The organism is Mycobacterium sp. NPDC003449, from assembly GCF_053588415.1.
Genome location: NZ_JBSFPX010000078.1, coordinates 1 through 21975, shown reverse-complemented (window position 1 = coordinate 21975; position 21975 = coordinate 1). Strand labels below are relative to the sequence as shown.

Below are 21975 nucleotides of genomic sequence, written 5' to 3'. Positions count from 1 at the left end.
CTCCTCGAAATATGTTGGTAGTTCTTACTTGTCCGCTGTTTCGGCTTCCGGCATGACCTCGGTGCTGTCGGTCGGCCAGACGTGGTCGGGTTTGATCAGCCGCTGAACGCGCAGCGGCGCATTGATGCCGATCAACACGATCACCACCGCGGTCAGCCCGAAGGACAGCACCGCCAGGGAGGTGCCCAGCGACATGTGGGTGGCCAGGCTGGCGCCGAGTACCGGTGCCACCGCACCGCCCAGCGCGCCCACGTTGTAGCCGAATCCGAGCCCGGCGGCGCGTTTGTCGACCGAGAAATAGCCGCCGATCCACTTGGGCAGGAGACCCGAGATGCCCTGGCCGAACACCTGCTGCAGGAACAACAGCAGCCCGAGCAGGAGCAGGTTGCCGCCGCCGATCAGGAACACCGGGAAGATCAGCAGCTGCGAGACGACCAGGCTCATCCAGTAGGCGCGGCGGGTGCCGAAACGGTCCCCGGTGAAGCCGGCCACGATGCTGCCGACGGCGGCGCCGAAGCCGGAGAAGAACAACACGTTCGCGGCGTGTGCCGGATCGAGCCCGAGGTCGGACTTCAGGTAGGTGGGGAGCAGCGCCTGGATCGGCCAGGAATACAGGAACGCGGTGAACACGATCAGCATCACGGTCAGCGCGGTCGGCCAGCGCGAACTCTCGAACTGCACCATGAACGAGACGAATACGGCCGTGGTGAGCACCGCGAGCGCGGTCACCACGATCGGGTTGCCGACCGTATGGGTGAAGATGAGCAGCAGTGCGGCGAACGCGAGCAGTGTGGCGATCACGTTGGCGACCGACCGCCGCCCCTTGTAGAGGGTGCTGAACATATCCGGGGCGGCCTTCTGGGTTCCGGCCTGGTTCGCCGCCCTGGCGCGTTCCCAGTCGTCGGACTCCGGCAGCGACCGGCGCAACCACAGTGCGATCGCGATCGGGACCAGGCCGAGGGCGAACAGCGCCCGCCAGCCCCATTCGGGCACCACGAACCGGTAGACCTGCGCGGACAGCACGGCGCCGATCGAGAACCCGCTGATCAGGAATCCGGAAGCCTTGTTGCGCATGGATTTCGGCCAGGACTCGATGACATAGGTGGAGCTGGAGCCGTACTCCCCGGCCATGCCGAGGCCGATCAGCAGTCGCGCCGCGAACAGCACCCAGTAGCCGGGGGCCAGTGCGCACAGCACCGACCCGACCGAGAACAGCACGATGCTGAGGACCATGGCGTTCTTGCGGCCGAAGCGGTCGCCGAACGCGCCGAGGGCCAGGCCGCCGAACCATCGGGAGATGAACGCCGCGGAGACCAGGGTGGCGCCCATCACCGGGGTCAGTTCGAACTCGTCGATGACCTCGGTCAGGACCAGCGTGATGATCACGAAGTCGAACCCGTCGAGCAGGTAGCCGAGCCAGGCGGCGACGAACGCCTTCCACTGCCGCCGAGAAAGCCGCCGGTACCAGGGCTGTTCTGTGTCTGCGCTGACCGTGCTCACCCCATCACCCCTTTATGAATGTCAGATGTCGGATGTCCTATGTGCGTTTAGACCGTAGTTCGCGGTGACTCATAACACAAGAGCGCTTTTTTACCTGGTGGGCGGCCTGCCTGTTTAGAGAGGACATCCGATGTAGTACGTTCAGTGTTGATCGGTGCGGGGAAGGAGGGGAGATGTCGATGCACTTCGACGTGCCTGGCCTCGCCGCTCCGAGCGATGGCGGCGGAGTGGTCGGCCGGATCAAGGAGTACATCCTGACCAATCGCCTCTCGCCGGGCGATCCGCTGCCCACCGAGAACGAGCTCAGCCAGCGGCTCAACGTCAGCCGGTCCCGGATCCGGGAGGCCGTCAAGACCCTGTCCGCCCTCGACATCGTCGAAGTGCGCCACGGCTACGGCACCTACGTGGGGCAGTTGAGCTTCCGGGCCATGGTGGAGTCCCTGGTGTTCCGCGGCATGCTGAACGCCGAGGAGGGCTTCCACGTCTTCGCCGAACTCGTCGACTTCCGCGAGTTGATCGAAACCAGCCTGGCCGGCCAGATCATGGAGCGGCTCACCCCGCAGGCGGCGCTGAGCATGCGCAGGCTCACCGAGGCCATGGCCGAGAAGGCGGCCCGCGGACAGGAGTTCGCCGCCGAGGACCGCGGGTTCCACCTGCTGCTGATGCAGACCACCGGCTCGCTCGCGGTCGGGATGACCGGCGCGTTCTGGGATGTGCACGCACTGGCCACCCAATCGCTCGGGCCGCCCGACGACCTGCCCGGCACCGTGCAGGCGCACGTCGCGATCCTCGACGCGATCGAATCCGGCGATGCCGAACGGTTGCGCACCGCGATTCGGGCGCACTACGTGCCGATCCGCGAGCGGATGACCCGGCAGCTGCCGCCACACCCGGCGGGTTGAGACAATCTCGAGGCGCGCACCCGGTCGGCGGGTAGGCGGTCACGAGGAGGAGACGTCACCATGATTCCCGCAATCGAACTCAACGACGGCACCCGCATCCCGCAGCTGGGCTTCGGCGTGTACCAGATCGAGCCCGACAGCACCGCCGCCGCGGTGCAGGTCGCGCTGGAGGTCGGCTACCGCCACATCGACACCGCAGAGATGTACGGCAATGAGCGCGAAGTCGGCCAGGGCATCCGGGACTCCGGCCTGGACCGCGGCGATGTCTTCGTGACCAGCAAGCTCAACAACGGTTTCCACCGGCCCGACGACGCCCGCCGAGCTTTCGACGGCACCCTGAAGGCGCTGGGGTCCGATCATGTGGATCTGTTTCTCATCCACTGGCCGCTGCCGACGCTGTACGACGGCGACTTCGTCTCGACCTGGAAGGTGCTGGAAGAGTTCGCCAGGGACGGCCGCGCGCGCAGCATCGGCGTGTCGAACTTCCAGCCGGCGCACCTGGACCGCCTTGCGAACGAATGCGACACGGTGCCCGCGGTCAACCAGGTTGAGGTTCACCCCTACTTCACCAACGAAGCGGTGCGGGAGTACGGGCGTGCGCACGGCATCGCGACCGAGGCGTGGTCGCCGATCGCCCAGGGACAGGTGCTCGACGACCCGGTGATCGGGCGGATCGCCGAATCCGCGGGCTGCTCGCCCGCGCAGGTCGTGCTGCGCTGGCACATTCAGCGCGGCGACATCGTGTTCCCGAAGTCGGTGTCACCGGACCGGGTCAAGGCCAACTTCGAGTTGTTCGACTTCGAACTGAACGATTCTGATATGGCGGCGATCTCGGCTCTCGATCGCGGTGAGTCCGGCAGGACCGGGCCCAATCCCGACACGTTCGACTACATACCGTCGTGAGTGGCCGGGACGGGTTCCACCCGGACTTGACGACAGGTGCTGATCACGGGCACGCCTCGCAGCGTCGGCGGGTGCATCATGTGAAGGCCGCCGAGCTCAGCTCGGCCACCGCCCAGACCGAGGGTATGCAGCGATTCGCCGCAATCGCAGGACAGTCGGTCGGCTCCGAGCGGATCTGGATGGGTGAGACCCATGTTTCGCCTGGGACGGTGTCGGACAACCATCATCACGGCGAATCCGAGACGGCGATCTTCGTGCGGAGCGGAAACCCCGAGTTCGTATTCCACGATGGTGTCCGGGAGGTGCGCATCGCCACCGCGCCCGGCGACTACGTGTTCGTCCCGCCCTACGTCCCGCACCGGGAGGAGAATCCGGATCCCAGCATTCCTGCGGTCGTGGTGATTGCCCGCAGCACCCAAGAGGCAGTTGTGGTCAACCTTCCGGAGCTGTACGCACTTCCAGAAATCAACGGGTAGCCGTAGCGATGAAGTGCGCCAACGCGCCGGAGCTTCGCAGCTGATCGATCCGCAGTCCTGAGTCGGTCAGCCAGCGGCGCACGTCGTCGACGGTGCCGCTGGCGCCGAAGATGCCCGCGCGACGGAACGCGCCGATCGCCAGATCCTGACGGAACCCGGCGCCGCGCACGACGGTGTCGCCGACCAGCCTGCCGCCCGGCTTGAGGCAGCGGGCGATCTCGCGGACGGCGGCCGCCGGGTCGGGCAGACAATGCAATCCGTTGAAAGACACGCACAGGTCGAACTCGTTGTCGTCGAACGGCATCTGCCCGATGTCGGCCTCGGTGAACTCGATGTCCTCGCGGCCGAGGCCGGTCGCCCGTTGGCGGGCACGGGCGAGCATGTCGGGGGAGATGTCGGCAGCGACGTAGCGAACGCGCTGATCCGGGCGCAGGCCGCGCAGCGCCAACCCGCCTCCGCAGGGGACGTCGAGAATCGCTGAACCCTCGGGCAGTTCGCCGATCACCCGCATACTGTCGAACAGCAGCCGGGTGTCGGTGCCCCACAGCGCGAATCCGGCGGGTCTGGCCAGCCATTCCCGTTCTACGGCGAAGTCGTAGGTGGCGCCACCGATCCGGTCGACGATGGTCCGCTCGCCCCAGATCGGCCGCTGATCTGCCATGGTCTCACTGTGCTGGCCGCGGTGCGGGCTGTCAATGTGCCTACCGTTGGCAGTTCAGCGACACCGACACCGTCTGGCTGGTGACGACCTGGACCAGGGCACGGTCGTCGCCGCCACGGCCCGGCCCGGTGTAGGGCACCCACTGGGTGAACTTCTGCGGATTGCGGACGCTGGTGACGGTGCACTGGTCCAGCGGCGCGGTCCCGACCTTGTCGATATGCACCGTGTAACCCTCCGACTGCAGCCGGCTGATCACCTGCTGGGCCGTCTCCTCGGCCGAGGCCAGGCCGGCCGGCGCGCCGATCACCCCGCACACAGCCGCAGCCATGCCGACCAGGGCCCATTTTCCGCGCATTGACCGCACCTCTCCTCAGCGACTTGGCACCATCCTCCCAGTACATCGCTTCCTGCGCCCGTTTCGTTCCCGGCGGGGCCCGCCCGCGGCGACCTGCCCGGGTCGCCGAACCGCCGCGGATCCCCGCCGGTCGCGGATAGCATCGCGGCCGTGGACAGCACGATGCAGAACTGGCCGTTGACGATCGGCGCGATCCTGCGCCATGCCTGCGGAGTCAACGGCGACCGCACCGTCACCAGCGCGACCGGGCCGGGCGGCTACCGCACCACCAGCTACCGCGAGGTGGGTGAGCAGGCGGCCCGGTTGGCGCATGCCCTGCGCGGTATCGGGATCACCGCCGACGAACGGGTCGCCACGTTCATGTGGAACAACACCGAACATCTCACCGCCTATCTCGCGGCGCCCGCCATGGGCGCGGTGCTGCACACGCTCAACATCCGGCTGTCCGCCGAGCAGATCGCCTACATCGCCAACGAGGCGGCCGACCGGGTGATCATCGTGGATTCGTCACTGGTGGGTGTGCTGGCCCCGGTGCTGCCGCTGCTGGAGACCGTGCACACCGTGATCGTCACCGGCGACGGCGATACCGCACCGCTGGCCGGCGCCGGGCCGACGGTGCTGCGCTACGACGAGGCCCTGGCCGGCCTGCCGCCCCGGTTCGACTGGCCCGACGTCGACGAAAACTCCGCGGCGGCAATGTGTTACACCAGCGGTACCACCGGCAACCCGAAAGGCGTGGTCTACAGTCACCGCTCGACCTACCTGCATTCGCTGAGCACCTGCACGGCCAACGCGGTCGACATCGGCAGCAGCGATACCGTGCTGCCGATCGTGCCGATGTTTCACGCCAACGCCTGGGGGTTGCCCTATGCGGCCATGATGGCCGGCGCGAACCTGGTGATGCCGGACCGGTTCCTCGACGGGGCCTCGCTCATCGCGTTGATCGAATCGCAGCGGCCGACCCTGGCCGGCGCCGTCCCGACCATCTGGAACGACGTGATGACCTGCCTGGAAAAGGCGCCGGGGCATGACATTTCGTCGCTGCGCCTGGTGACCTGCGGAGGTTCGGCGGTACCGGTGTCGTTGATGCGGGCGTTCCAGGAACGCCACGGGGTCTACATTCAGCAGGCCTGGGGGATGACCGAGACCTCGCCGTTGGCGACGGTGGCGAAACCGATGCCGGGGGCGACCGAGCAGCGGCACTGGTCGATGCGGGCCACCCAGGGCAGGCCCATGTGCGGGGTCGAGGTCCGGATCGTCGACGACGAGGCCAAGCCGGTGCCCGCCGACGGCAAGGCGGTCGGTGAACTCGAAGTCCGCGGCCCCTGGATCACCGGCTCCTATCACCTGGGCCGCGACGTCGAGAAGTTCGACTCCGGGTGGCTGCGGACCGGCGATGTCGGCGTGATCGACGAGGACGGTTACGTCACGCTGACCGACCGGGCCAAGGACGTGATCAAATCCGGTGGCGAATGGATCTCCTCGGTGGAACTGGAGAACCACCTGATCGCCCACCCGGCGGTTCTGGAGGCCGCGGTGGTCGGCGTCCCCGACGACCGCTGGCAGGAGCGGCCGCTGGCCGTGGTGGTGCTGCACGACGGGGCATCGGCGAGTCCGGCCGAGCTGCGGGAGTTCCTGGCGGACAAGGTTGTTCGCTGGTGGCTGCCTGAGCGCTGGGCCTACATCGACGAGGTGCCGCGCACCAGCGTCGGCAAGTACGACAAGAAGACCATCCGGGCCCGCCACGCCGACGGCGCCTACGACGTGGTCATTATCTAGCGCGAGCAGACACTGCGGTACCCCATTTCGCGCCGTCACGGGTACCGACGTGTCTGCTCGCGGGAGGAAGTCAGGCGCGGACGGCGGCCGTCGACAGCAGGTCGGTCAGCCGGTCCGGCTGGTCGAGCATCGAGAACGTGCGGGCGTTGTCGATGACCTCGAGCCGGGCGTCCGGGATGATTCTCGCCAGCCGCTCGCCGTCGCCGAGCTCGAAGAACACATCGTCGGCCGACCAGGCGATCAGCGTGGGCTTGTCGAACTCGGGCAGCCGCGCCGCCACCTCCGTGGTGACCTCGGTGCGCAGCGACAGGGTGAGCTGGCGCAGATCCTCGATGATCGCCGGATTCGCCAGGGCGGGCTCGATCCATTCCCGGGTCAGCGCGCCGATGTCGGAGTGGGCCAGCCCGGCGTAGGCCCGGTGACGCACCGCCGGGATCCGCATCGCCTGGGCCACCGCCCGGAACACCGCCCTGGATCGCGCGGCCCGGATCAGCGGTTTCAGGATGGGTGGCGGAAAGTGTTCGAACGCATCGCAACTCGTCAGCACCAGCGCACCGATGCGGTCCGGATGGTGCACCGCCACCAGCTGGGTGACCACCCCGCCGGTGTCGTTGCCGACCAGGACCACATCGCGAAGGTCGAGCGCGGCCAGGGTGTCGGCGACGATGTCCGCGACACCGCGGATGCTCCGGTCGGCGCCGGGGCGCAGCGGCTCGGGATGGGCGCCCAGCGGCCAGGTCGGGGCGATGCAGCGCAGACCGCGGGCGGCCAGCGACGCGCCGACCTGTCGCCACAGCTGGCCACCCATCATGTACCCGTGCACGAAGACGACCGGTCTGCCGTCCTTCGGCCCGAATTCCTCGAAATAGATGGTTCCGGCGTTAATCTCAATGATCGACATGGATGACTCCCGGTTCGACGCACATTTACGAACAGTCTGCCGGTAACTTACCAACAGGGTGTATGGAAATCAAGAGACGTACTCAGGAGGAACGCTCCGCGGCCACCCGCGACGCGTTGATCGCGGCTGCCCGCCGGCTATGGGGTGAGCGTGGCTACGCCGAGGTGGGCACCCCGGAGATCGTGACCGCCGCCGGGGTGACCCGCGGCGCGATGTATCACCAATTCGCCGACAAGGCAGCGCTTTTCCATGCCGTCGTGGAGGCGGTCGAGCAGGATGTGATGAGTCGGCTGGCCACCAGGGTGGCCGGATCGGGGGCGGCCACACCTGCCGACGCGATCCGGGCCGCCGTCGACGCCTGGCTGGAGGTGTCCGGCGATCCTGAGGTGCGGCAGCTGATCCTGCTGGATGCGCCGAGCGTGCTCGGCTGGGCCGGTTTTCGCGACGTCGCCCAGCGCTACAGCCTCGGCATGACCGAGGAATTGCTGACCCAGGCCGTCAAGGCCGGGCAACTCGCGCGTCAACCGGTGCGGGCGCTGGCCCATGTGCTGATCGGGGCCCTGGACGAGGCGGCCATGGTCATCGCCACCGCCGAGGATCCGAAACGGGCCCGGCGCGAGGTCAGGCAGGTGTTGCGCCGCCTGATCGACGGGATGCTGACTTGATTTTCTTGCGCGGGCAGACGCGTGCGTACCCGGAAATGCGCTAAATCGGGTACCGCCGCGTCTGTTCGCGCAGTTGGCGCAGCCGCACGATCAGCCCGGCCAGGACGAGCAGCGAGAGCGCGCCGAGCTGCCACCAGTCCGTCGCCCGGCCACCGTCACGGTCCAACAGGTGGTTGACCGCGTGCAGAGTGTTGGCCACCAGAAACCCGGTCAGCACCACGGCGATCACATCGCGCCACCACAGCGCGATCAGCATCGTCGCGGCGATACCGATCTGGAACACCCCCGCGTCGTGCAGGAAATGCTCGTGATTGGGCCAGTTCGCCCACTCGGCGAACGAGGCCGGGTCGATGCGCATCCACACCCCGGTCACCAACATGGTCAACGACGCCAGCACCACGACGGCCTGGATGAATCTCATCTGCATACCGAGTAGACGGGGCAGGCCGCCGGGATGTGACAGTCACGAATACCGGCGCTGTCTCGTCGAACCGGTATGGCCTACCTCGCCGACCATTCGTTGCTGCTCACCGTGCCCGCCGTCCTGCCCGCCATCCTGGTGGCGCTGGTCGTCACCTACGTCGGACGGCGGGATCGTGCTTCCGCTGACGACGACGGTGGTGTAGACCTGCAATAGAACGTGTTCTAGTTCTGTCGAGGAGGGGTCTATGACGCTCAAAGTGGTGCAGTGGGCGACCGGCGGTGTCGGCGTCGCCGCCGTCAAGGGAGTCTTGGAGCACCCGGACCTGGAACTGGTCGGCTGCTGGGTGCATTCGGAGGACAAGCACGGCCGCGACGTCGGGGATATCGTCGGCACCGAACCCCTTGGCGTCGCCGCGACCTCCAGCGCCGACGAGATCCTGGCCCTGGACGCCGACGCGGTGATCTACTCGCCGCTGATCCCCAACCCCGACGAGGTGGCCGCGCTGCTGCGCTCGGGCAAGAATGTGGTGACCCCGGTCGGCTGGTTCTACCCGACCGACAAACAGGCCGCCCCACTGCGGCAAGCCGCCCTGGAGGGCGACGCGACCCTGCACGGCACCGGCATCGCGCCCGGTGGGATCAGTGAGAAGTTCCCGCTGCTGCTGTCGGCGATGTCGACCGGGGTGAGCTTCGTGCGGGCCGAGGAATTCTCCGACCTGCGCACGTATGACGCTCCCGATGTGGTGCGCCACGTCATGGGTTTCGGCGGCACCCCCGACACCGCGCTGAGCGGGCCGATGCAGAAACTGCTCGACGGCGGATTCATCCAGGCGGTCAAGCTGATCGTCGACCGGATCGGCTTCGACGCCGACCCGCAGATCCGGGCCGGCCAGGAGATCGCCGTCGCGACCGCGCCCATCGAATCGCCGATCGGCGTCATCGAACCCGGCCAGGTCGCGGCGCGAAAGTTCCACTGGGAGGCGCTGGTCGACGGCGAGCCCGCCGTCCGGGTCACGGTGAACTGGCTGATGGGCGAGGAGAACCTGGACCCGGCATGGACTTTCGGTCCGGCCGGGCAGCGCTATGAGATGGAAGTCCGCGGCAACCCGGATTTCACGGTGGTGGTCAACGGATTTCAGGGCGAGCCCGGAGTCGACGGGCCCGAGCCGGGCGTCGTCGCGACCGCCGCGCACTGTGTCAACTCGATCCCGGCGGTGTGCGCGGCCGCACCCGGAATCGCCACCTACCCGGACCTGCCGTTCATCACCGGCAAGGCGCGTCGAAGGTGAAGTTGTTGGCGAAGAATTGCCGAGAACTCGCACACAACTTCACATTCGACAGGTAATCCCTAAGGTCGCACCAGAATCCGGATCGGGTTGCCCTCCTGGCGTTCGAGTTTGTCGATCCCCGCCGCGACGTCCTCCAGGGCCACCACCTCGGTGATCGAGCGCGACAGGTCCAGCCGGCCCAGGGACACCAGGGTGGCCAGCGTCGCGATGTCGACGTTCTGGTACCCGAGATGGCCCAGCACCTGCTTCTGGCTCAGACCGAACATCGACGTCGGCCCCACGGTCGGCGCCTCGGCGCTCATCCCCACCGCGACCAGCCTGCCCCCGACGGTCAGCTGGCTCAGCGCCTGCTCGAACGTCGAGCGCAGCCCGACCGCGTCGAACGCCACGTCCAGCCCGCGGCCCCCGGTGACCTCGGCGATCTTCTCGCCCAGGTCATCGTCGCGGGCGTCGAACGCGTAATCGGCGCCCAGGTCCAGCGCGCGGTCGAGCACCTCGGGCTTGATGTCGACGGCGACCACCGGCACGGCCCCGACCAGCCGGGCCAGCTGAGCGATGTGGGTTCCGACACCGCCGAGCCCCCACACGCCGACCGACTCGCCGATGCCGACCTTGCCGGTGCGGACCACCGCCCCGTACGGCGTCGACACCGCGTCGGCCAGGATGGCCGCCTGTTCCAGCGGTACGTTGTCGGGCACCCGGGTCAGCCCGACCGCCTGGGCGACGGTGTATTCGGCCCAGGCGCCGTCGTAGGCGAACGCCATCAACCGGATTCGCAGGCAGTTGCCGCCGTCGCCACGACGGCAGTTCGGGCAGTCCATACAGGGCCGCCCCGCCGCGACGATCACCCGGTCGCCCTCCTGCCAGCCGGTGACGCCCGGCCCGAGCGCGGCGATCACCCCCGACGCTTCGTGGCCCTGCGTCACCACCGGTGCCTGCGCCGGGAAGGTGCCGTTGATCAGGCTCAGGTCCGAATGGCAGATCCCGCAGAACGCGACTTTGACCAGCACCTCGCCCGGCCCCGGCTGGGGGATCGGAACATCCTCCACGACAACTCGTTTGGTGTCGGCGTAGAAACGTTCCGCCCGCATGGTGGCTGTCATCTCGATCCCCTTCGTCCGGCTGCCGCTGAGGTCGACAGTAGTCCTGGCAGACTGGTTCCCCGTGACCTCGAATCGAACGGCGAAACGTGCGTTGGTGTTGGCCGGAGGCGGGATCGCCGGGATCGCCTGGGAGACCGGGATCTTGCGCGGTATCGCCGACGAGTCACCGCAGACCGCGGCGGCCCTGGTGGCCGCCGACGTCCTGGTGGGGACCTCGGCGGGTTCGACGGTGGCCGCCCAGCTCGGCAGTGGGCTCGGCCTCGAAGAGCTGTTCGAGCGCCAGGTCGGCGCGGCCTCGGCCGAGCTGAGCCCCGGCGTCGACATCGACGGCGTCACCGAACTGTTCGTCAACGCGTTGGCGCGGTCGGCCGGCGCCACCAAGGCCGAGAAGCTGCGACGGATCGGGGAGGTCGCTGTGCAGGTGGACACCGTCGAGGAGGCGGTGCGCCGCGAGGTGATCGCGGCCCGGCTGCCGTCGCACCGCTGGCCGCAGGGTGTGCTGCGGATCGCGGTGGTCGACATCGACACCGGCGAGCTGGTGGCGTTCGACCGGGATTCCGGCGTCGACCTGGTCGACGCGGTTGCCGCGAGTTGCGCGGTGCCGGGGGCCTGGCCGACCGTGACGATCGGCGGGCGCCGGTATATGGACGGCGGCGTGCACAGCAGCGTCAACATGACCCTGGCCGCCGACTGCGACGCCGCGGTGGTCCTGGTTCCCTCGGGCCGAGGCGTTCCCGACCTGTTCGGGGGTGCGGGGACGGACGCCGAGATCGACGGATTTCCGCGTGCCCTGGGGGTTTTCGCCGACGACGCGGCCATCGCCGCATTCGGCCGCGACCCGCTCGACCCGGCCTGCCGGATCCCGTCGGCGCGGGCCGGACGCGAACAGGGCCGCCGGGTCGCGGCCGAGGTGGCGGCCTTTCTGGGTTAACCGTCGAGCGCGCGGGCGGTCAGCTCGCGGCCCGCGGTGATCATCTCGGCGGCCCGGTTGAAATCCAGGCTGCGGCACGCCGAACGGGGCACCTCGATCAGCAGGTCGGGCGGATACGCCGCGAGGGCATGCCGGGCCAGCGCGGCCTGCGCGATGTCGATGGTGCGGTACATCACCTCGAAGCTGCCGAGCCGCGGAACCACGGCATGCTCGCCCACCTCGGGCCCGACCGCTTCCAGGGCGGCATCGACACCGTCGACCTCGGCGATCTGCTCGTCGTCGGATTCCGGCAGCGAGGCGCCGAACCGGCTGAGCACCGCACGCGCGGTCGGCCGGTCCAGCATGCTGCGCACCGATGCGGTGTCGAGCACGGCCGAGGTGCTGCGCACCATCCGGTTCAGCCATTCGGTGGTGGGCCGCGGTTCGGGTTCGTCGGCGGGTGCGATGACCTCGCTGCCCGAGACGTTGACGGCGATGGTCAGGTCGGCGTTGACGGCCGCGATCGGCGCCATCGGCAGCGGGTCGAGGATGCCGCCGTCGCCGAGCAGCCGGCCGTCGAGTTCGAACGGGGCGATCATCCCGGGGATGGCGATCGATGCGCGGATCGCCGCGTCCACCGGTCCGCGCTGCAGCCACACCGGCTTTCCGGTGATCAGATCGGTGGTCACCGCGGTGAAGGGGATCGGCAACTGCTCGATCCTGGCCTCGCCGAGAATGTCGCGGACCGCGTCGAGGATCTTCTCCGCGCGCAGGATCCCGGCCGCCGAGATCGACGGATCGAGCAGCCGCAGCACGGCGCGCTGGGTCAGCGTGCGGGCCCAGTCGGAGAATTCGTCGAGTTTGCCCGCCGCGTAGACCCCGCCGACCAGCGCGCCCATCGACGAGCCGGAGACGCCGACGATCTCGTATCCGCGATCGCACAGTTCATTGATGACGCCGATATGCGCGTAACCGCGCGCGCCTCCGCTACCGAGAGCCAGTGCCACCCGCATGCGTCCATTGTGCGCCAGCCGGTGACCGCGATCAGCGGCCGATCGCGCGGTCGCGTCCTCGAACGACCACGGCGCGGCGGCGCGGCGTGACAGAGTGACGTTCATGAGCGCGCCTGCGATTCACAGGCTCGGCAAGCCGACCGGCCGGGACGTGATCGCCGGCCTGGTCACCGGTCTGTTCTCGATCCCAGAAGGTATGGCCTACGCCAGCATCGGCGGCTTCAACCCGGTCGCCGGGCTCTACGCCGGCGTGGTACCGGGGATCATCGGTTCGCTGTTCGCCCGCACCGTGCTGATGGTGACAACGCTGACGAGCGCCATCGCGCTGTCCTCACGCAGCGTGCTCACCGAGGCCGGACTCGATCCGGCCGATCCGGCCAACGTCGCCGCGCTGGCCATCGTCGTGGGCATCGTCATGCTGGTGTTCGGGCTGCTGCGGTTCGGGGCGATCATGAGCTTCGTCTCCAACGCCGTGATGACCGGATTCTCCACCGGCATCGCACTGCAGATCATCGCCGGGGTGCTCGGCGATGCCACCGGCTACAAACCGCAGAGCGGCAACACGATCGGCAAGTTCGTCGACGCGCTGGCCCACATCGGACTGTGGAGCGCCGCGGCGGTGGCTGTCGCGGCAGGCACCGTCGCGGTGTGGGCGGTGTTCCACTTCATCAAACCACTGGAATCGTTCGCGACGCTGATCGCGCTCGTCTTGGTTACTTCGGCCACCGCGGCGTTCAGTATCGACGTCGAAACCGTCGGCGATATCGCCTCGATCACGAATTCGCTGCCGCCGGTGACCATTCCGAACTTCGCCGCCATGCCCGACCTGCTCGTCGGTGGTGTCGCGGTCGCGCTCGTCGCGCTGGCCCAGGCCGCCGGAATCTCGGCCGCCGTACCGAATCCGGACGGCAGCCGGACCAACATGAACGGCGACTTCCTGGCCCAGGGCGCGGCGAACACCCTGGGCGGCTTCTTCGGTGCGCTGCCCACCGGAGGTTCGCTGTCGCGCACCGGGGTGGCCACCTCGGCGGGCGCCAGGACCCGCTGGGCCGGGATCTTCGCCGGCATCTGGCTGGCCGCGCTGGTGCTGATCGCCGGCTCGGCCGCCGAGATCATCCCCATGCCGGTGATCGGCGGACTCATCCTGGTGATCGGCGCCGAACTCGTCGCGGGCCGTTGGGCCGACATCAAACTCGTGCTGCGGGTCGCTCCGCTGTCCGCGCTGGCCATGCTGATCACCTTCGCCGCCACCACTCAGCTGCCGCTGCACACCGCGATCCTGATCGGGGTCATCACCTCACTGGTGCTCTACTGCGCCAAGGCGTCGAAGTCGGCGCAGCTGGTGGCCCTGCGTCCGGACGGCGACGGCTGGCGCACCGCGCCGGTTCCCCGGACCTGCGCCGACAACGACGTCACCGTGCTGCACTACGCCGGGGTCGGACTGTTCGCCGAGGTCGCCCGCATCGACGAGGAGTGGCCGAGCGTAGCGGGCAGCACCAACGCCGTCGTGGTGCTCAGCCTGCGCGCCCTGCCCGATGTGCCGTCCTCGGTGGCGATCAAGGCGCTGCACCGCTGGGGCAGTCAACTGCGGGCCAGCGACGGGCGGCTGATCGTCTGCGGGGTGGATGCGGCGACCGCCGAGGTGTTGGCGCGCGGTGGGCTCGACGACCTACTGGGCGCCGACGGCATCGTGCCCGCCACCGACCGGGTGCTCGGCGCGTTGGATACCGCGGTGGCACGCGGCAGGGAGTGGATCGAGGCGCGCGGTCAACCGCACTGATCGGTGGCGGCCATATTCGCCGCCAGGATGACGCCGGCCTGCTGCGCCGGGGTCAGCTCGGCCCACGCGGTGTTGAACGTGCCGGGATTGGTGGTTCCCGGCTCCTGCAGGACCTTCAGGTAGGACTCGACCAACGCCTCGGTCTCGCCGCCCTGCTGACCGTTCATCCACTGTTTCGCGGCCCGGCAGGCCTGACCGAACTGGGATTCGCCCGCATCCGACGGGACGTCGACCTTGGTGGTCACCCCACCCGGCGAGACGCCGATCGCCCCCGGCTCGGTCGGATGCTCGGCCGGCAGCGGCGGCAGCTCGGAGGTGGAGCTGCCCGGTGCGGCACTCGTCGACGACGGGGTTGGCTGGTCGGCCGAACCGCAGCCCGCGAGCAGCGCGCAGGCCGCCGCCGCGCCCAACACGAACCGGTAGAGGTGGCTATGCATGGGTCCAATCTATTCACCGTGAGGCTAATCCTGTCGGACCGGGGCGCCACCCGGGCATACTCGGGGCGTGATGAAGCGGACCGAGGAGTGTTGCGGGGCTCGTTAGAGCACCCGGCTGCCTCTGTACATCCGTCTTCCCTGGAGTTCTCCGCATGTCTTCCACCCTGGCCGCGCCCGCGCTTGTGCCCGCCGTGTCGGCGCCCACCCGGCTACGCCTGCCCGATCTGCTGCACACCACCGACCGGGCCGCCGACGACGTGCTGTCCGGACGCTACGACCGGTTGCTGCGCACGCTGCCGCAACACGACCGCTGGTACACCCGGCTGGCCGGCGACGACGAACTCGACGTCTGGCTGATCAGCTGGGTGCCCGACAAATCCACCGAACTGCACGACCACGGCGGTTCCCTTGGTGCGCTGACCGTGGTGTCCGGTGCCCTGACCGAAACCCGCTGGGACGGTGAGGCGTTGCGGCGACGGCGGTTGGCCTCCGGTGATCAGGCGGCGTTCCCGTTGGGCTGGGTCCACGATGTGGTGCACGCCCCCGCCGCGGCGCGGCCGGATGTCGCCGGTAGCCCGACTCTGAGCGTGCATGCCTATTCGCCGCCGCTGACCGCGATGTCCTACTACGAAGTGACCGAACAGAACACCTTGCGGCGCAACCGCACCGAACTCACCGACGCACCGGAGGGATGACCATGAGCCGTATCGACGCCGTGCTGGAGACGGCCAGGGCCCGCCTGCACCGCCTGCCCGCGGGCGACGTCCCCGCCGCCGTGGCCGACGGGGCGGTGCTGGTCGACATCCGGCCCGCCGCGCAGCGCGCGAACGAGGGCGAGGTGCCCGGTTCGCTGGTCATCGAGCGCAATGTGCTGGAGTGGCGGTGCGATCCGACCAGCGAGGCCCGCATCCCGCAGGCCGTCGACGACGACGTGTTCTGGGTGATCCTCTGCTCGGAGGGCTACACGTCGAGCCTGGCCGCGGCCGCCCTGCGCGATCTCGGCCTGCACCGGGCCACCGACGTCGTCGGCGGTTACCACGCCATGGTGGCCAGCGGCGCGGTGTGACCGTCAGGCGTTCTCGTTGTTGTGCAGCAGCGGCCGCAGCTTGTCGGTTTTCTGCGGGGTCCAGCCGGGCGGCCGCAGGATCGCCGCCCAGGCGTTGGCGACGTCCTTGACGTAGACGTGGCCGTGTCCGTCGGGCACATCCACGGCCACCGCCATATCGGCCGACACCTGAAGGAACGTCACCACCGGAATCCACTCCGTCCGGGGTGAGACGTCGTAACCGCGTGGCTCGCGCAGCCAATCCGGCTTGGAGAACAGTAGATCCGGCGTCCACCAGGAGATCGGATCGGATGCGTGCTGCAGGTACACCACCCGCGGGTGGTCCCACGGGGCGTCGGGCCGGTCCAGATTCCTTGGCTCGGCGCTGAACCGGGCATTCGCACCGCTGTCATAGATCGGCAACCACTCGGGTGACCCGGCGTCGCGGTCGCGGGTCAGCGTGGTCCAGATGGTGTTCTTGAACGTGGGCCCGGAGAACAGGGCGCCATCGGTGCGGGCGACGAGGTTGTTCAGTGCCAGGAACGGGGCTTCGCCGCCGAACGAGCCGAGGCTTTCGCCGAACACCACGACCTTGGGGCGCCGGTCCTCGGGCATCTCGCGGACCAGCGCGTCGACCGCCTCGAACAGCGCCTGTCCGGCCTGGCGGGCGTTCTCCTGGTCGACCAGGAACGACAACCAGCTCGGCAGGAACGAGTACTGCATCGACACGATCGCGGTGTCGCCGTTGTACATGTACTCCAGCGCCGACGCCTCGGCCTCGTTGATCCAGCCGGTGCCGGTGGTGGTGGCCACCGCGATCACCTGCCGGTCCAGCCCGCCGGTGCGCTGCAGTTCGCGCGCGGCCAGCGCCGCGGTGGCCTTGATGCCGTCCGCGGAATGCAGGCCCGCGTAGGCCCGGATCGGCTCGACCGCGGGGGCACCGTTGAACTGCGAAAGCTGTTGCACCGTCGGACCGCCGGAGACGAAGACCCGCCCCTGGTGGCCCAGCGACTCCCAGCCGGCCAGTGATCCCGGCCCGCCGGACCGCAGCGCCGACACCGGGGCGGCGAAGTCCGGATCCGTCTCGTCGTTGACCGCCGCGAACGTGTTGTTGATGGTGTCCATCGCGACCCGTACCACCACACCGTTGAGCAGCGCGATGGACACGATCAACAGCAGAGTCACCACGACCACCGCCGAAACCCGTGGCGGCAGAAAGCGATCCAGCCGCAGATCGAGGAAATGCACCAGCTTGCCGATCAACTGCCCGATCTCGACGAAGGCGAACAGCACCACCACCGACAGCACCGCGGTGAGCGGGTGATCCCAGAAGGTCAGCCGCGGCACCCCCATCAGGTCGCGGACCTCGTCCTGCCAGATGTGGAAGTAGACGATCATCAGGATCTGACCGACGGCAGCGACCACGATCAGTCCCAGCCACGCCCACTTCGGTGCCCTCGGGCTGGTCTCGACCGAGCGCATATAGCGCACCAGCCACACCCCGAATACCCCGACGGCGTAGCCGAAGGCGCCCGCACCGCCGCTGACCAGCCCCTGGAACAGCGGGCCGCGTGGCAGCAGCGACGGCGTCATCGACAACCACAGGAACACCAGGCCCGTCGCGGTACCGAAGAACGTGTAGTGGCGCAGCCACCAGGCGGGTTTCGCCGGTGATTCCTCGGGCGCGGCGGCGTCCTCGGAGTCTTGTGCGGTGTCCAGGCCGGCGTCGGTCACCCGTCGACTTTAACGATGGGTGAAGTTCGCGGCGCGCTTCTCGGTGAACGCCGCCATGCCTTCCTTCTGATCGGCGGTGGCGAACGCCGAGTGGAACAACCGGCGCTCGTACAGCAGACCCTCGGTCAGCGTCGACTCGAAGGCCCGGTTGACCGCCTCCTTGGCCATCCGCGACGCCGACAGCGACATCCCGGCGATCGTCTCCGCGACCGCGAGGGCCTCGTCGATCAGTGAATCGGCCGGGACCAGCCGCGAGACCAGCCCGGCCCGTTCGGCCTCGACGGCGTCGATGGTGCGGCCGGTCAGGATCAGGTCCATCGCCTTGGCCTTGCCGATGGCCCGGGTGAGCCGCTGCGAGCCGCCCATGCCGGGCAGCACACCGAGTTTGATCTCGGGCTGCCCGAACTTCGCGGTGTCGGCGGCGATCAGGATGTCGCACATCATCGCCAGCTCGCAGCCGCCGCCGAGCGCGTAGCCGGCGACCGCGGCGATCGTGGGGGTGCGGGTGGCGGCGAATTTGGACCAGAGTTCGAAGAAGTCGGCCGAATAGACGTCGGCGAACGACAGGTCGGCCATCTCCTTGATATCGGCGCCCGCGGCGAACGCCTTCTCGTTACCGGTGACGATGATCGCGCCGACGCCCGGATCGCTGTCGAGTTCGGCTGCGGCCGTGGTGACCTCGTTCATCACCTGGCTGTTGAGCGCGTTGAGCGCCTTGGGCCGGTTCAGGGTGATCTTGGCGACCCGGTCGGTGCGGGTGACCAGGATGGTCTCGAAGTCGCTCATCGGTTGTCCTCCTCGAACGTCAGATCCGGATCTGCTGGAACGAAATACGCGTCGACGTCGGCCTGCGTCACCGCCGCGATCGAGGGCGGCGACCACTGCGGGTTGCGGTCCTTGTCGATCACTTGCGCGCGGATGCCCTCGACGAAGTCGTGCGACGTCAGCGACCCACACGAGGTTCGGTAGTCCTGGCGCAGCACGTCCTCCAGTGTCTCCAGCTTGGCGGCCCTGCGCACCGCTTCCAGCGCCACGGCCACCGAGACGGGGGAGCGGGTGGCGATGAGGTCGGCGGCGTCGTTCGCGGGCCCTGCCTGGTGGCCACGCAGCGCGGCCAGGATGTCGGCCACGGTGTCGCCCGCATAGCACGCGTCGATCCAGTCACGCTGTCCGAGCAGTGGGCTCGCGGGCGGGGCTGTGGCATGGGCCGCCACGGCCTTGTCCGCCCCGTCGGTGATCACGGCCTCGGCGAAGGCGTCGAGCCGATCCTGGGGCACATAGTGGTCGGCGAAGCCCATGGCGATGGCGTCGGCACCGGAGAACGACGCTCCGGTGAGCGCGGCGTGCAGGCCCAGCGCGCCGGGGGCGCGGGCCAGCAGGTAGGTGCCGCCCACGTCGGGGATGAAGCCGATGCCGACCTCGGGCATCGCCATCTTGGTGGTGTCGGTGACGATGCGGACGCTGCCGTGGGCGCTGACGCCGACCCCGCCGCCCATCACGATGCCGTCCATCACCGCCACATACGGTTTGGCGAAGTTCCCGATGCGGGCGTTGAGCCGGTATTCGTCGTACCAGAACTGTCGTGCCGCCGCGCCATCCGCACGGGCGCTGTGATAGAGCGCGACGATGTCACCGCCCGCGCACAGACCCCGCTCGCCCGCGCCGGTCAGCAGCACGGTGTGGACCTCGTCGTCGTGCGCCCAGGCCCGCAGCGCCGTGTCGATGCCCGCGACCATGGCGTCATTGAGCGAGTTGATCGCCTTGGGCCGGTTCAGCGTGAGGTGGCCGACCCCGTTGCGGACACTTACTAGGATGTCCTCGTTTTCTGTCACGAGTTGCAATCTAGTTCGGTGCCCCGCGACCCGCGCGCGGCGGGTAGTGTTTGCCTCAAGATCAAACCTGGAAGTTTCCTGAGAGTTTTTTGACGACGACGGGAACCTGCCTGGAACATTGATCGTTGATCGTGTAGTTCGTAGCCGAACACATCTCATAGGAGAGGATCCGACGGTGCGCGAGACCAGCAACCCGGTATTCCGCAGCCTGCCGAAGACGCAGGGCGGATACGCACAATTCGGTACCGGAGCCGCCGGCTTCGGTGCGCAGCAGGTGCACGCCCAGCAGTACGCACCTGAGTACCTCGACAAGCAGCAGACCGGCGTTTCCCGGCCGCTGACCATCGACGACGTCGTCACCAAGACCGGGATCACGCTCGGTCTGCTGACCATCGCCGCCGTGGTGTCCTACTTCCTGGTGTCGGCCAACGTCGCCCTGGCGATGCCGCTGACCCTGATCGGCGGGCTCGGCGGCCTGGTGGTGGTGCTGATCGCCACGTTCGGCCGCAAACAGGACAACCCGGCCGTCGTGCTGAGCTACGCCGTGCTGGAGGGCCTGTTCCTCGGTGCGGTGTCGTTCCTGCTGACCTTCAACATCCAGGGCGCCAGCGCGGGCGGGCTGATCAGCCAGGCCGTCCTCGGCACCTTCGGGGTGTTCTTCGGCATGCTCGTGGTCTACAAGACCGGCGCGATCCGGGTGACCCCGAAATTCACCCGGATGCTGGTGGCCGCGATGGTCGGCGTGCTGGTGCTGGCGCTCGGCAACTTCGTGTTCGCGATGTTCACCGACGGTGCGGGCCCGCTGCGTGACGGCGGTCCGATCGCCATCATCTTCTCGCTGGTCTGCATCGGTATCGCGGCGTTCAGCTTCCTGATCGACTTCGATGCCGCCGACCAGATGATCCGCGCCGGGGCGCCGGAGAAGGCCGCCTGGGGCGTCGCCCTCGGCCTGACCGTCACCCTGGTCTGGCTGTACATCGAGATCCTTCGATTGCTGTCGTACTTCAACAACGACTAGCGATCTGCCCGAGAAAGGCGTTCGCGTTATGCGGGCGCCTTTTTCTTTGTGCCGAGTCTGCGGTGAGGGCCAGGGTTACTCGAACTTCGTCGCCATCTGCGCAGAGTCACGAAGGTTCTCCACCGTTGCCGATTCATCCCCAGCTGTCTGCCTGCGGGTGCCACGGAACCGCCGGGCGTCATCGGGCCGGGCCAGGCTGGCGGCATGGACATCGGCAGAGACCCGTTCATCGGTACCGAGGCGTTGGCCTCGGGCGCCCTGACCCGCTACGAGCTGCGCCGGTACTACCGAGCGGTCATGCCGAATGTGTACGTGGACAGGCGGATTGCGCTGACTCTGCATCAGCGCACATGCGCGGCGTGGTTGTGGTCGCAGCGTCAAGCCATCGTGGCGGGCCTGGCCGCATCGGCCCTGCACGACGCCAAATGGGTCGGCGATGGCGCCCCAATCGAGTTGATATGGGCGAACGCCCGAACTCCTGAAGGGGTGATTGCCCGGGCCGATCTGCTGCTGCCAGGGGAGTCACAGTCGCGCGCAGGGCTGAGCGTGACCACGCCGGAGCGCACTGCGTTCGACATCGGGCGGCGCGGTCGCCTCAATGAAGCCGTGTCGCGGCTCGACGCGCTCGCCAATGCCACCGACTTCAAGGCGGTCGACGTCTTGGCGCTCGCGGATTGGCATCCGCACGCACGCGGGCTACGCCAACTCGAGTCCGCCCTGGACCTCTACGACGCAGGGGCACAGTCGCCGCAGGAAACGTGGCTGCGGTTGATGATCGTCAACGAGGGATACCCGCGGCCGCAGACGCAGATTCCGGTGCCCGGCCCGAATGGACGACCGCGCTACTACCTCGACATGGGGTGGGAAGAGCACATGCTCGCGGTGGAGTACGACGGCGTTCAGCATGCCGATGCCCTGGGCTACGACATTGTCCGCAACGAATACATCAGCCAGGTCGGTTGGACCACGATTCGAGTGGCGGCAGGGCATCGTCGGCCGGAGATCATGGCACGCCTGCACCGCGCCTGGAATCGTCTCGCCCCGCCATTGACTCTGCGGTGAGGGCGTGTGGCACTCGCACTTTTGCGCCTCACACGCAGAGTCAACGAAAAACTAGGAGAGGCGCTCCACGACCATCGCCATACCCTGGCCGCCACCGACACACATGGTCTCGATGCCGAAGGTCTTGTCGTGGGTCTGCAGGTTGTTCAGCAGCGTGGCGGTGATCCGGGCACCGGTCATGCCGAAC

General features: G+C 68.3%; 24 protein-coding genes and 1 pseudogene. 13 read left to right on the top strand and 12 right to left on the bottom strand.

Going from position 1 to position 21975, the window contains the following annotated elements:
- Window positions 1-24: 24 nt before the first annotated feature.
- Entirely contained in the window at window positions 25-1500 is a 1476-nt protein-coding gene (locus ACWDTP_RS19900; protein ID WP_450022830.1) for a sialate:H+ symport family MFS transporter, read from the bottom strand.
- Between the two features lie 173 nt (window positions 1501-1673).
- Between ACWDTP_RS19900 and ACWDTP_RS19895 the strand changes: the two genes are divergently transcribed.
- Genes ACWDTP_RS19895 through ACWDTP_RS19885 form a run of 3 tightly spaced genes read left to right on the top strand, consistent with a single transcriptional unit; the run spans window position 1674 to window position 3781 of the window.
- Entirely contained in the window at window positions 1674-2402 is a 729-nt protein-coding gene (locus tag ACWDTP_RS19895) for a FadR/GntR family transcriptional regulator (protein WP_450022828.1), read from the top strand.
- A 60-nt stretch (window positions 2403-2462) separates the two neighbouring features.
- Entirely contained in the window at window positions 2463-3305 is an 843-nt protein-coding gene (locus ACWDTP_RS19890) for an aldo/keto reductase (RefSeq protein WP_450022826.1), read from the top strand.
- Complete coding sequence (locus ACWDTP_RS19885; protein WP_450022824.1) at window positions 3302-3781, top strand: cupin domain-containing protein; 480 nt, start codon at window positions 3302-3304, stop codon at window positions 3779-3781. Before ACWDTP_RS19890 ends, ACWDTP_RS19885 begins: the two co-directional genes overlap by 4 nt.
- Here the strand turns inward: ACWDTP_RS19885 and ACWDTP_RS19880 are convergent.
- On the bottom strand, window positions 3771-4442 hold the full coding sequence (locus ACWDTP_RS19880) for a class I SAM-dependent methyltransferase (RefSeq protein WP_450022823.1): 672 nt from the start codon (window positions 4440-4442) through the stop codon (window positions 3771-3773). The two genes, ACWDTP_RS19885 and ACWDTP_RS19880, sit on opposite strands and share 11 nt — an antisense overlap.
- Before the next feature lie 40 nt (window positions 4443-4482).
- Window positions 4483-4797 (bottom strand): hypothetical protein, encoded by a 315-nt coding sequence (locus ACWDTP_RS19875; protein WP_450022821.1) that lies wholly within the window; start codon window positions 4795-4797, stop codon window positions 4483-4485.
- A 150-nt stretch (window positions 4798-4947) separates the two neighbouring features.
- On the opposite strand from ACWDTP_RS19875, the gene ACWDTP_RS19870 reads away from it, so the two are divergent.
- Entirely contained in the window at window positions 4948-6576 is a 1629-nt protein-coding gene (locus tag ACWDTP_RS19870; RefSeq protein ID WP_450022819.1) for a fatty acid--CoA ligase, read from the top strand.
- A gap of 70 nt (window positions 6577-6646) precedes the next feature.
- Here the strand turns inward: ACWDTP_RS19870 and ACWDTP_RS19865 are convergent, their stop codons facing one another.
- Window positions 6647-7477 carry an alpha/beta fold hydrolase gene (locus ACWDTP_RS19865; protein WP_450022817.1) on the bottom strand — a complete coding sequence of 277 codons (831 nt, stop codon included), beginning with the start codon at window positions 7475-7477 and terminating at the stop codon, window positions 6647-6649.
- 62 nt (window positions 7478-7539) lie between these two features.
- Between ACWDTP_RS19865 and ACWDTP_RS19860 the strand changes: the two genes are divergently transcribed.
- A complete protein-coding gene (locus ACWDTP_RS19860; RefSeq protein WP_450022815.1) occupies window positions 7540-8142 on the top strand; it encodes a TetR/AcrR family transcriptional regulator in 603 nt (200 codons plus the stop codon).
- Between the two features lie 40 nt (window positions 8143-8182).
- On the opposite strand, the gene ACWDTP_RS19855 is transcribed toward ACWDTP_RS19860, so the two are convergent.
- Window positions 8183-8563: a hypothetical protein gene (locus ACWDTP_RS19855; protein WP_450022813.1), complete on the bottom strand. Its 381-nt coding sequence runs from the start codon at window positions 8561-8563 to the stop codon at window positions 8183-8185.
- A 75-nt stretch (window positions 8564-8638) separates the two neighbouring features.
- On the opposite strand from ACWDTP_RS19855, the gene ACWDTP_RS19850 reads away from it, so the two are divergent.
- Both ACWDTP_RS19850 and ACWDTP_RS19845 read left to right on the top strand, forming a co-directional pair.
- Entirely contained in the window at window positions 8639-8779 is a 141-nt protein-coding gene (locus tag ACWDTP_RS19850) for a hypothetical protein (RefSeq protein WP_450022811.1), read from the top strand.
- Window positions 8780-8810: 31 nt separating this feature from the next.
- On the top strand, window positions 8811-9854 hold the full coding sequence (locus ACWDTP_RS19845) for an NAD(P)H-dependent amine dehydrogenase family protein (protein ID WP_450022809.1): 1044 nt from the start codon (window positions 8811-8813) through the stop codon (window positions 9852-9854).
- A gap of 59 nt (window positions 9855-9913) precedes the next feature.
- On the opposite strand, the gene ACWDTP_RS19840 is transcribed toward ACWDTP_RS19845, so the two are convergent.
- Window positions 9914-10957 carry a zinc-binding dehydrogenase gene (locus ACWDTP_RS19840; protein WP_450022807.1) on the bottom strand — a complete coding sequence of 348 codons (1044 nt, stop codon included), beginning with the start codon at window positions 10955-10957 and terminating at the stop codon, window positions 9914-9916.
- On the opposite strand from ACWDTP_RS19840, the gene ACWDTP_RS19835 reads away from it, so the two are divergent.
- Window positions 10944-11888, top strand: a complete 945-nt coding sequence (locus ACWDTP_RS19835) for a patatin-like phospholipase family protein (protein WP_450022805.1) — start codon at window positions 10944-10946, stop codon at window positions 11886-11888. The two genes, ACWDTP_RS19840 and ACWDTP_RS19835, sit on opposite strands and share 14 nt — an antisense overlap.
- Here ACWDTP_RS19835 and ACWDTP_RS19830 read toward each other — a convergent pair.
- Window positions 11885-12880, bottom strand: a complete 996-nt coding sequence (locus ACWDTP_RS19830) for a patatin-like phospholipase family protein (RefSeq protein ID WP_450022847.1) — start codon at window positions 12878-12880, stop codon at window positions 11885-11887. The two genes, ACWDTP_RS19835 and ACWDTP_RS19830, sit on opposite strands and share 4 nt — an antisense overlap.
- A gap of 103 nt (window positions 12881-12983) precedes the next feature.
- Here ACWDTP_RS19830 and ACWDTP_RS19825 point away from each other — a divergent pair, with 103 nt between their 5' ends.
- On the top strand, window positions 12984-14660 hold the full coding sequence (locus tag ACWDTP_RS19825) for a SulP family inorganic anion transporter (RefSeq protein ID WP_450022803.1): 1677 nt from the start codon (window positions 12984-12986) through the stop codon (window positions 14658-14660).
- Here ACWDTP_RS19825 and lpqV read toward each other — a convergent pair.
- Window positions 14648-15097, bottom strand: coding sequence for a lipoprotein LpqV (gene lpqV / locus ACWDTP_RS19820; RefSeq protein WP_450022801.1), 450 nt, complete (start codon window positions 15095-15097; stop codon window positions 14648-14650). The two genes, ACWDTP_RS19825 and lpqV, sit on opposite strands and share 13 nt — an antisense overlap.
- A 152-nt stretch (window positions 15098-15249) precedes the next feature.
- Here lpqV and ACWDTP_RS19815 point away from each other — a divergent pair, with 152 nt between their 5' ends.
- Window positions 15250-15792 carry a cysteine dioxygenase gene (locus tag ACWDTP_RS19815; RefSeq protein ID WP_450022799.1) on the top strand — a complete coding sequence of 181 codons (543 nt, stop codon included), beginning with the start codon at window positions 15250-15252 and terminating at the stop codon, window positions 15790-15792.
- A 2-nt stretch (window positions 15793-15794) separates the two neighbouring features.
- A complete protein-coding gene (locus ACWDTP_RS19810) occupies window positions 15795-16163 on the top strand; it encodes a rhodanese-like domain-containing protein (RefSeq protein ID WP_450022797.1) in 369 nt (122 codons plus the stop codon).
- Between the two features lie 3 nt (window positions 16164-16166).
- On the opposite strand, the gene ACWDTP_RS19805 is transcribed toward ACWDTP_RS19810, so the two are convergent.
- The 3 genes from ACWDTP_RS19805 to ACWDTP_RS19795 are packed head-to-tail and all read right to left on the bottom strand — an operon-like array spanning window position 16167 to window position 19708.
- Window positions 16167-17876 carry an alpha/beta hydrolase gene (locus ACWDTP_RS19805; protein ID WP_450022795.1) on the bottom strand — a complete coding sequence of 570 codons (1710 nt, stop codon included), beginning with the start codon at window positions 17874-17876 and terminating at the stop codon, window positions 16167-16169.
- Between the two features lie 9 nt (window positions 17877-17885).
- Complete coding sequence (locus ACWDTP_RS19800) at window positions 17886-18662, bottom strand: enoyl-CoA hydratase (RefSeq protein ID WP_450022793.1); 777 nt, start codon at window positions 18660-18662, stop codon at window positions 17886-17888.
- Window positions 18659-19708, bottom strand: coding sequence for an enoyl-CoA hydratase/isomerase family protein (locus ACWDTP_RS19795; protein WP_450022791.1), 1050 nt, complete (start codon window positions 19706-19708; stop codon window positions 18659-18661). The genes ACWDTP_RS19800 and ACWDTP_RS19795 overlap by 4 nt, the downstream gene beginning before the upstream one ends.
- A gap of 175 nt (window positions 19709-19883) precedes the next feature.
- Between ACWDTP_RS19795 and ACWDTP_RS19790 the strand changes: the two genes are divergently transcribed.
- Window positions 19884-20726, top strand: coding sequence for a Bax inhibitor-1/YccA family protein (locus tag ACWDTP_RS19790; RefSeq protein ID WP_450022789.1), 843 nt, complete (start codon window positions 19884-19886; stop codon window positions 20724-20726).
- Window positions 20727-20930: 204 nt separating this feature from the next.
- Window positions 20931-21788: an endonuclease domain-containing protein gene (locus tag ACWDTP_RS19785; RefSeq protein WP_450022787.1), complete on the top strand. Its 858-nt coding sequence runs from the start codon at window positions 20931-20933 to the stop codon at window positions 21786-21788.
- A gap of 51 nt (window positions 21789-21839) precedes the next feature.
- Here the strand turns inward: ACWDTP_RS19785 and ACWDTP_RS19780 are convergent.
- Window positions 21840-21975, bottom strand: a pseudogene (locus ACWDTP_RS19780) (acetyl-CoA C-acyltransferase); the annotation flags it as partial.

Bases quoted from the DNA above. Each gene is read 5' to 3' on its own strand.
- ACWDTP_RS19895 (WP_450022828.1), top strand. From the start codon at position 1,674: ATGTCGATGCACTTCGACGTGCCTGGCCTCGCCGCTCCGAGCGATGGC.
- ACWDTP_RS19890 (WP_450022826.1), top strand. From the start codon at position 2,463: ATGATTCCCGCAATCGAACTCAACGACGGCACCCGCATCCCGCAGCTG.
- ACWDTP_RS19880 (WP_450022823.1), bottom strand. From the start codon at position 4,442: ATGGCAGATCAGCGGCCGATCTGGGGCGAGCGGACCATCGTCGACCGG.
- ACWDTP_RS19875 (WP_450022821.1), bottom strand. From the start codon at position 4,797: ATGCGCGGAAAATGGGCCCTGGTCGGCATGGCTGCGGCTGTGTGCGGG.
- ACWDTP_RS19865 (WP_450022817.1), bottom strand. From the start codon at position 7,477: ATGTCGATCATTGAGATTAACGCCGGAACCATCTATTTCGAGGAATTC.
- ACWDTP_RS19860 (WP_450022815.1), top strand. From the start codon at position 7,540: ATGGAAATCAAGAGACGTACTCAGGAGGAACGCTCCGCGGCCACCCGC.
- ACWDTP_RS19855 (WP_450022813.1), bottom strand. From the start codon at position 8,563: ATGAGATTCATCCAGGCCGTCGTGGTGCTGGCGTCGTTGACCATGTTG.
- ACWDTP_RS19850 (WP_450022811.1), top strand. From the start codon at position 8,639: ATGGCCTACCTCGCCGACCATTCGTTGCTGCTCACCGTGCCCGCCGTC.
- ACWDTP_RS19845 (WP_450022809.1), top strand. From the start codon at position 8,811: ATGACGCTCAAAGTGGTGCAGTGGGCGACCGGCGGTGTCGGCGTCGCC.
- ACWDTP_RS19835 (WP_450022805.1), top strand. From the start codon at position 10,944: ATGGTGGCTGTCATCTCGATCCCCTTCGTCCGGCTGCCGCTGAGGTCG.
- ACWDTP_RS19840 (WP_450022807.1), bottom strand. From the start codon at position 10,957: ATGACAGCCACCATGCGGGCGGAACGTTTCTACGCCGACACCAAACGA.
- ACWDTP_RS19830 (WP_450022847.1), bottom strand. From the start codon at position 12,880: ATGCGGGTGGCACTGGCTCTCGGTAGCGGAGGCGCGCGCGGTTACGCG.
- ACWDTP_RS19825 (WP_450022803.1), top strand. From the start codon at position 12,984: ATGAGCGCGCCTGCGATTCACAGGCTCGGCAAGCCGACCGGCCGGGAC.
- lpqV (WP_450022801.1), bottom strand. From the start codon at position 15,097: ATGCATAGCCACCTCTACCGGTTCGTGTTGGGCGCGGCGGCGGCCTGC.
- ACWDTP_RS19815 (WP_450022799.1), top strand. From the start codon at position 15,250: ATGTCTTCCACCCTGGCCGCGCCCGCGCTTGTGCCCGCCGTGTCGGCG.
- ACWDTP_RS19810 (WP_450022797.1), top strand. From the start codon at position 15,795: ATGAGCCGTATCGACGCCGTGCTGGAGACGGCCAGGGCCCGCCTGCAC.
- ACWDTP_RS19800 (WP_450022793.1), bottom strand. From the start codon at position 18,662: ATGAGCGACTTCGAGACCATCCTGGTCACCCGCACCGACCGGGTCGCC.
- ACWDTP_RS19785 (WP_450022787.1), top strand. From the start codon at position 20,931: ATGGACATCGGCAGAGACCCGTTCATCGGTACCGAGGCGTTGGCCTCG.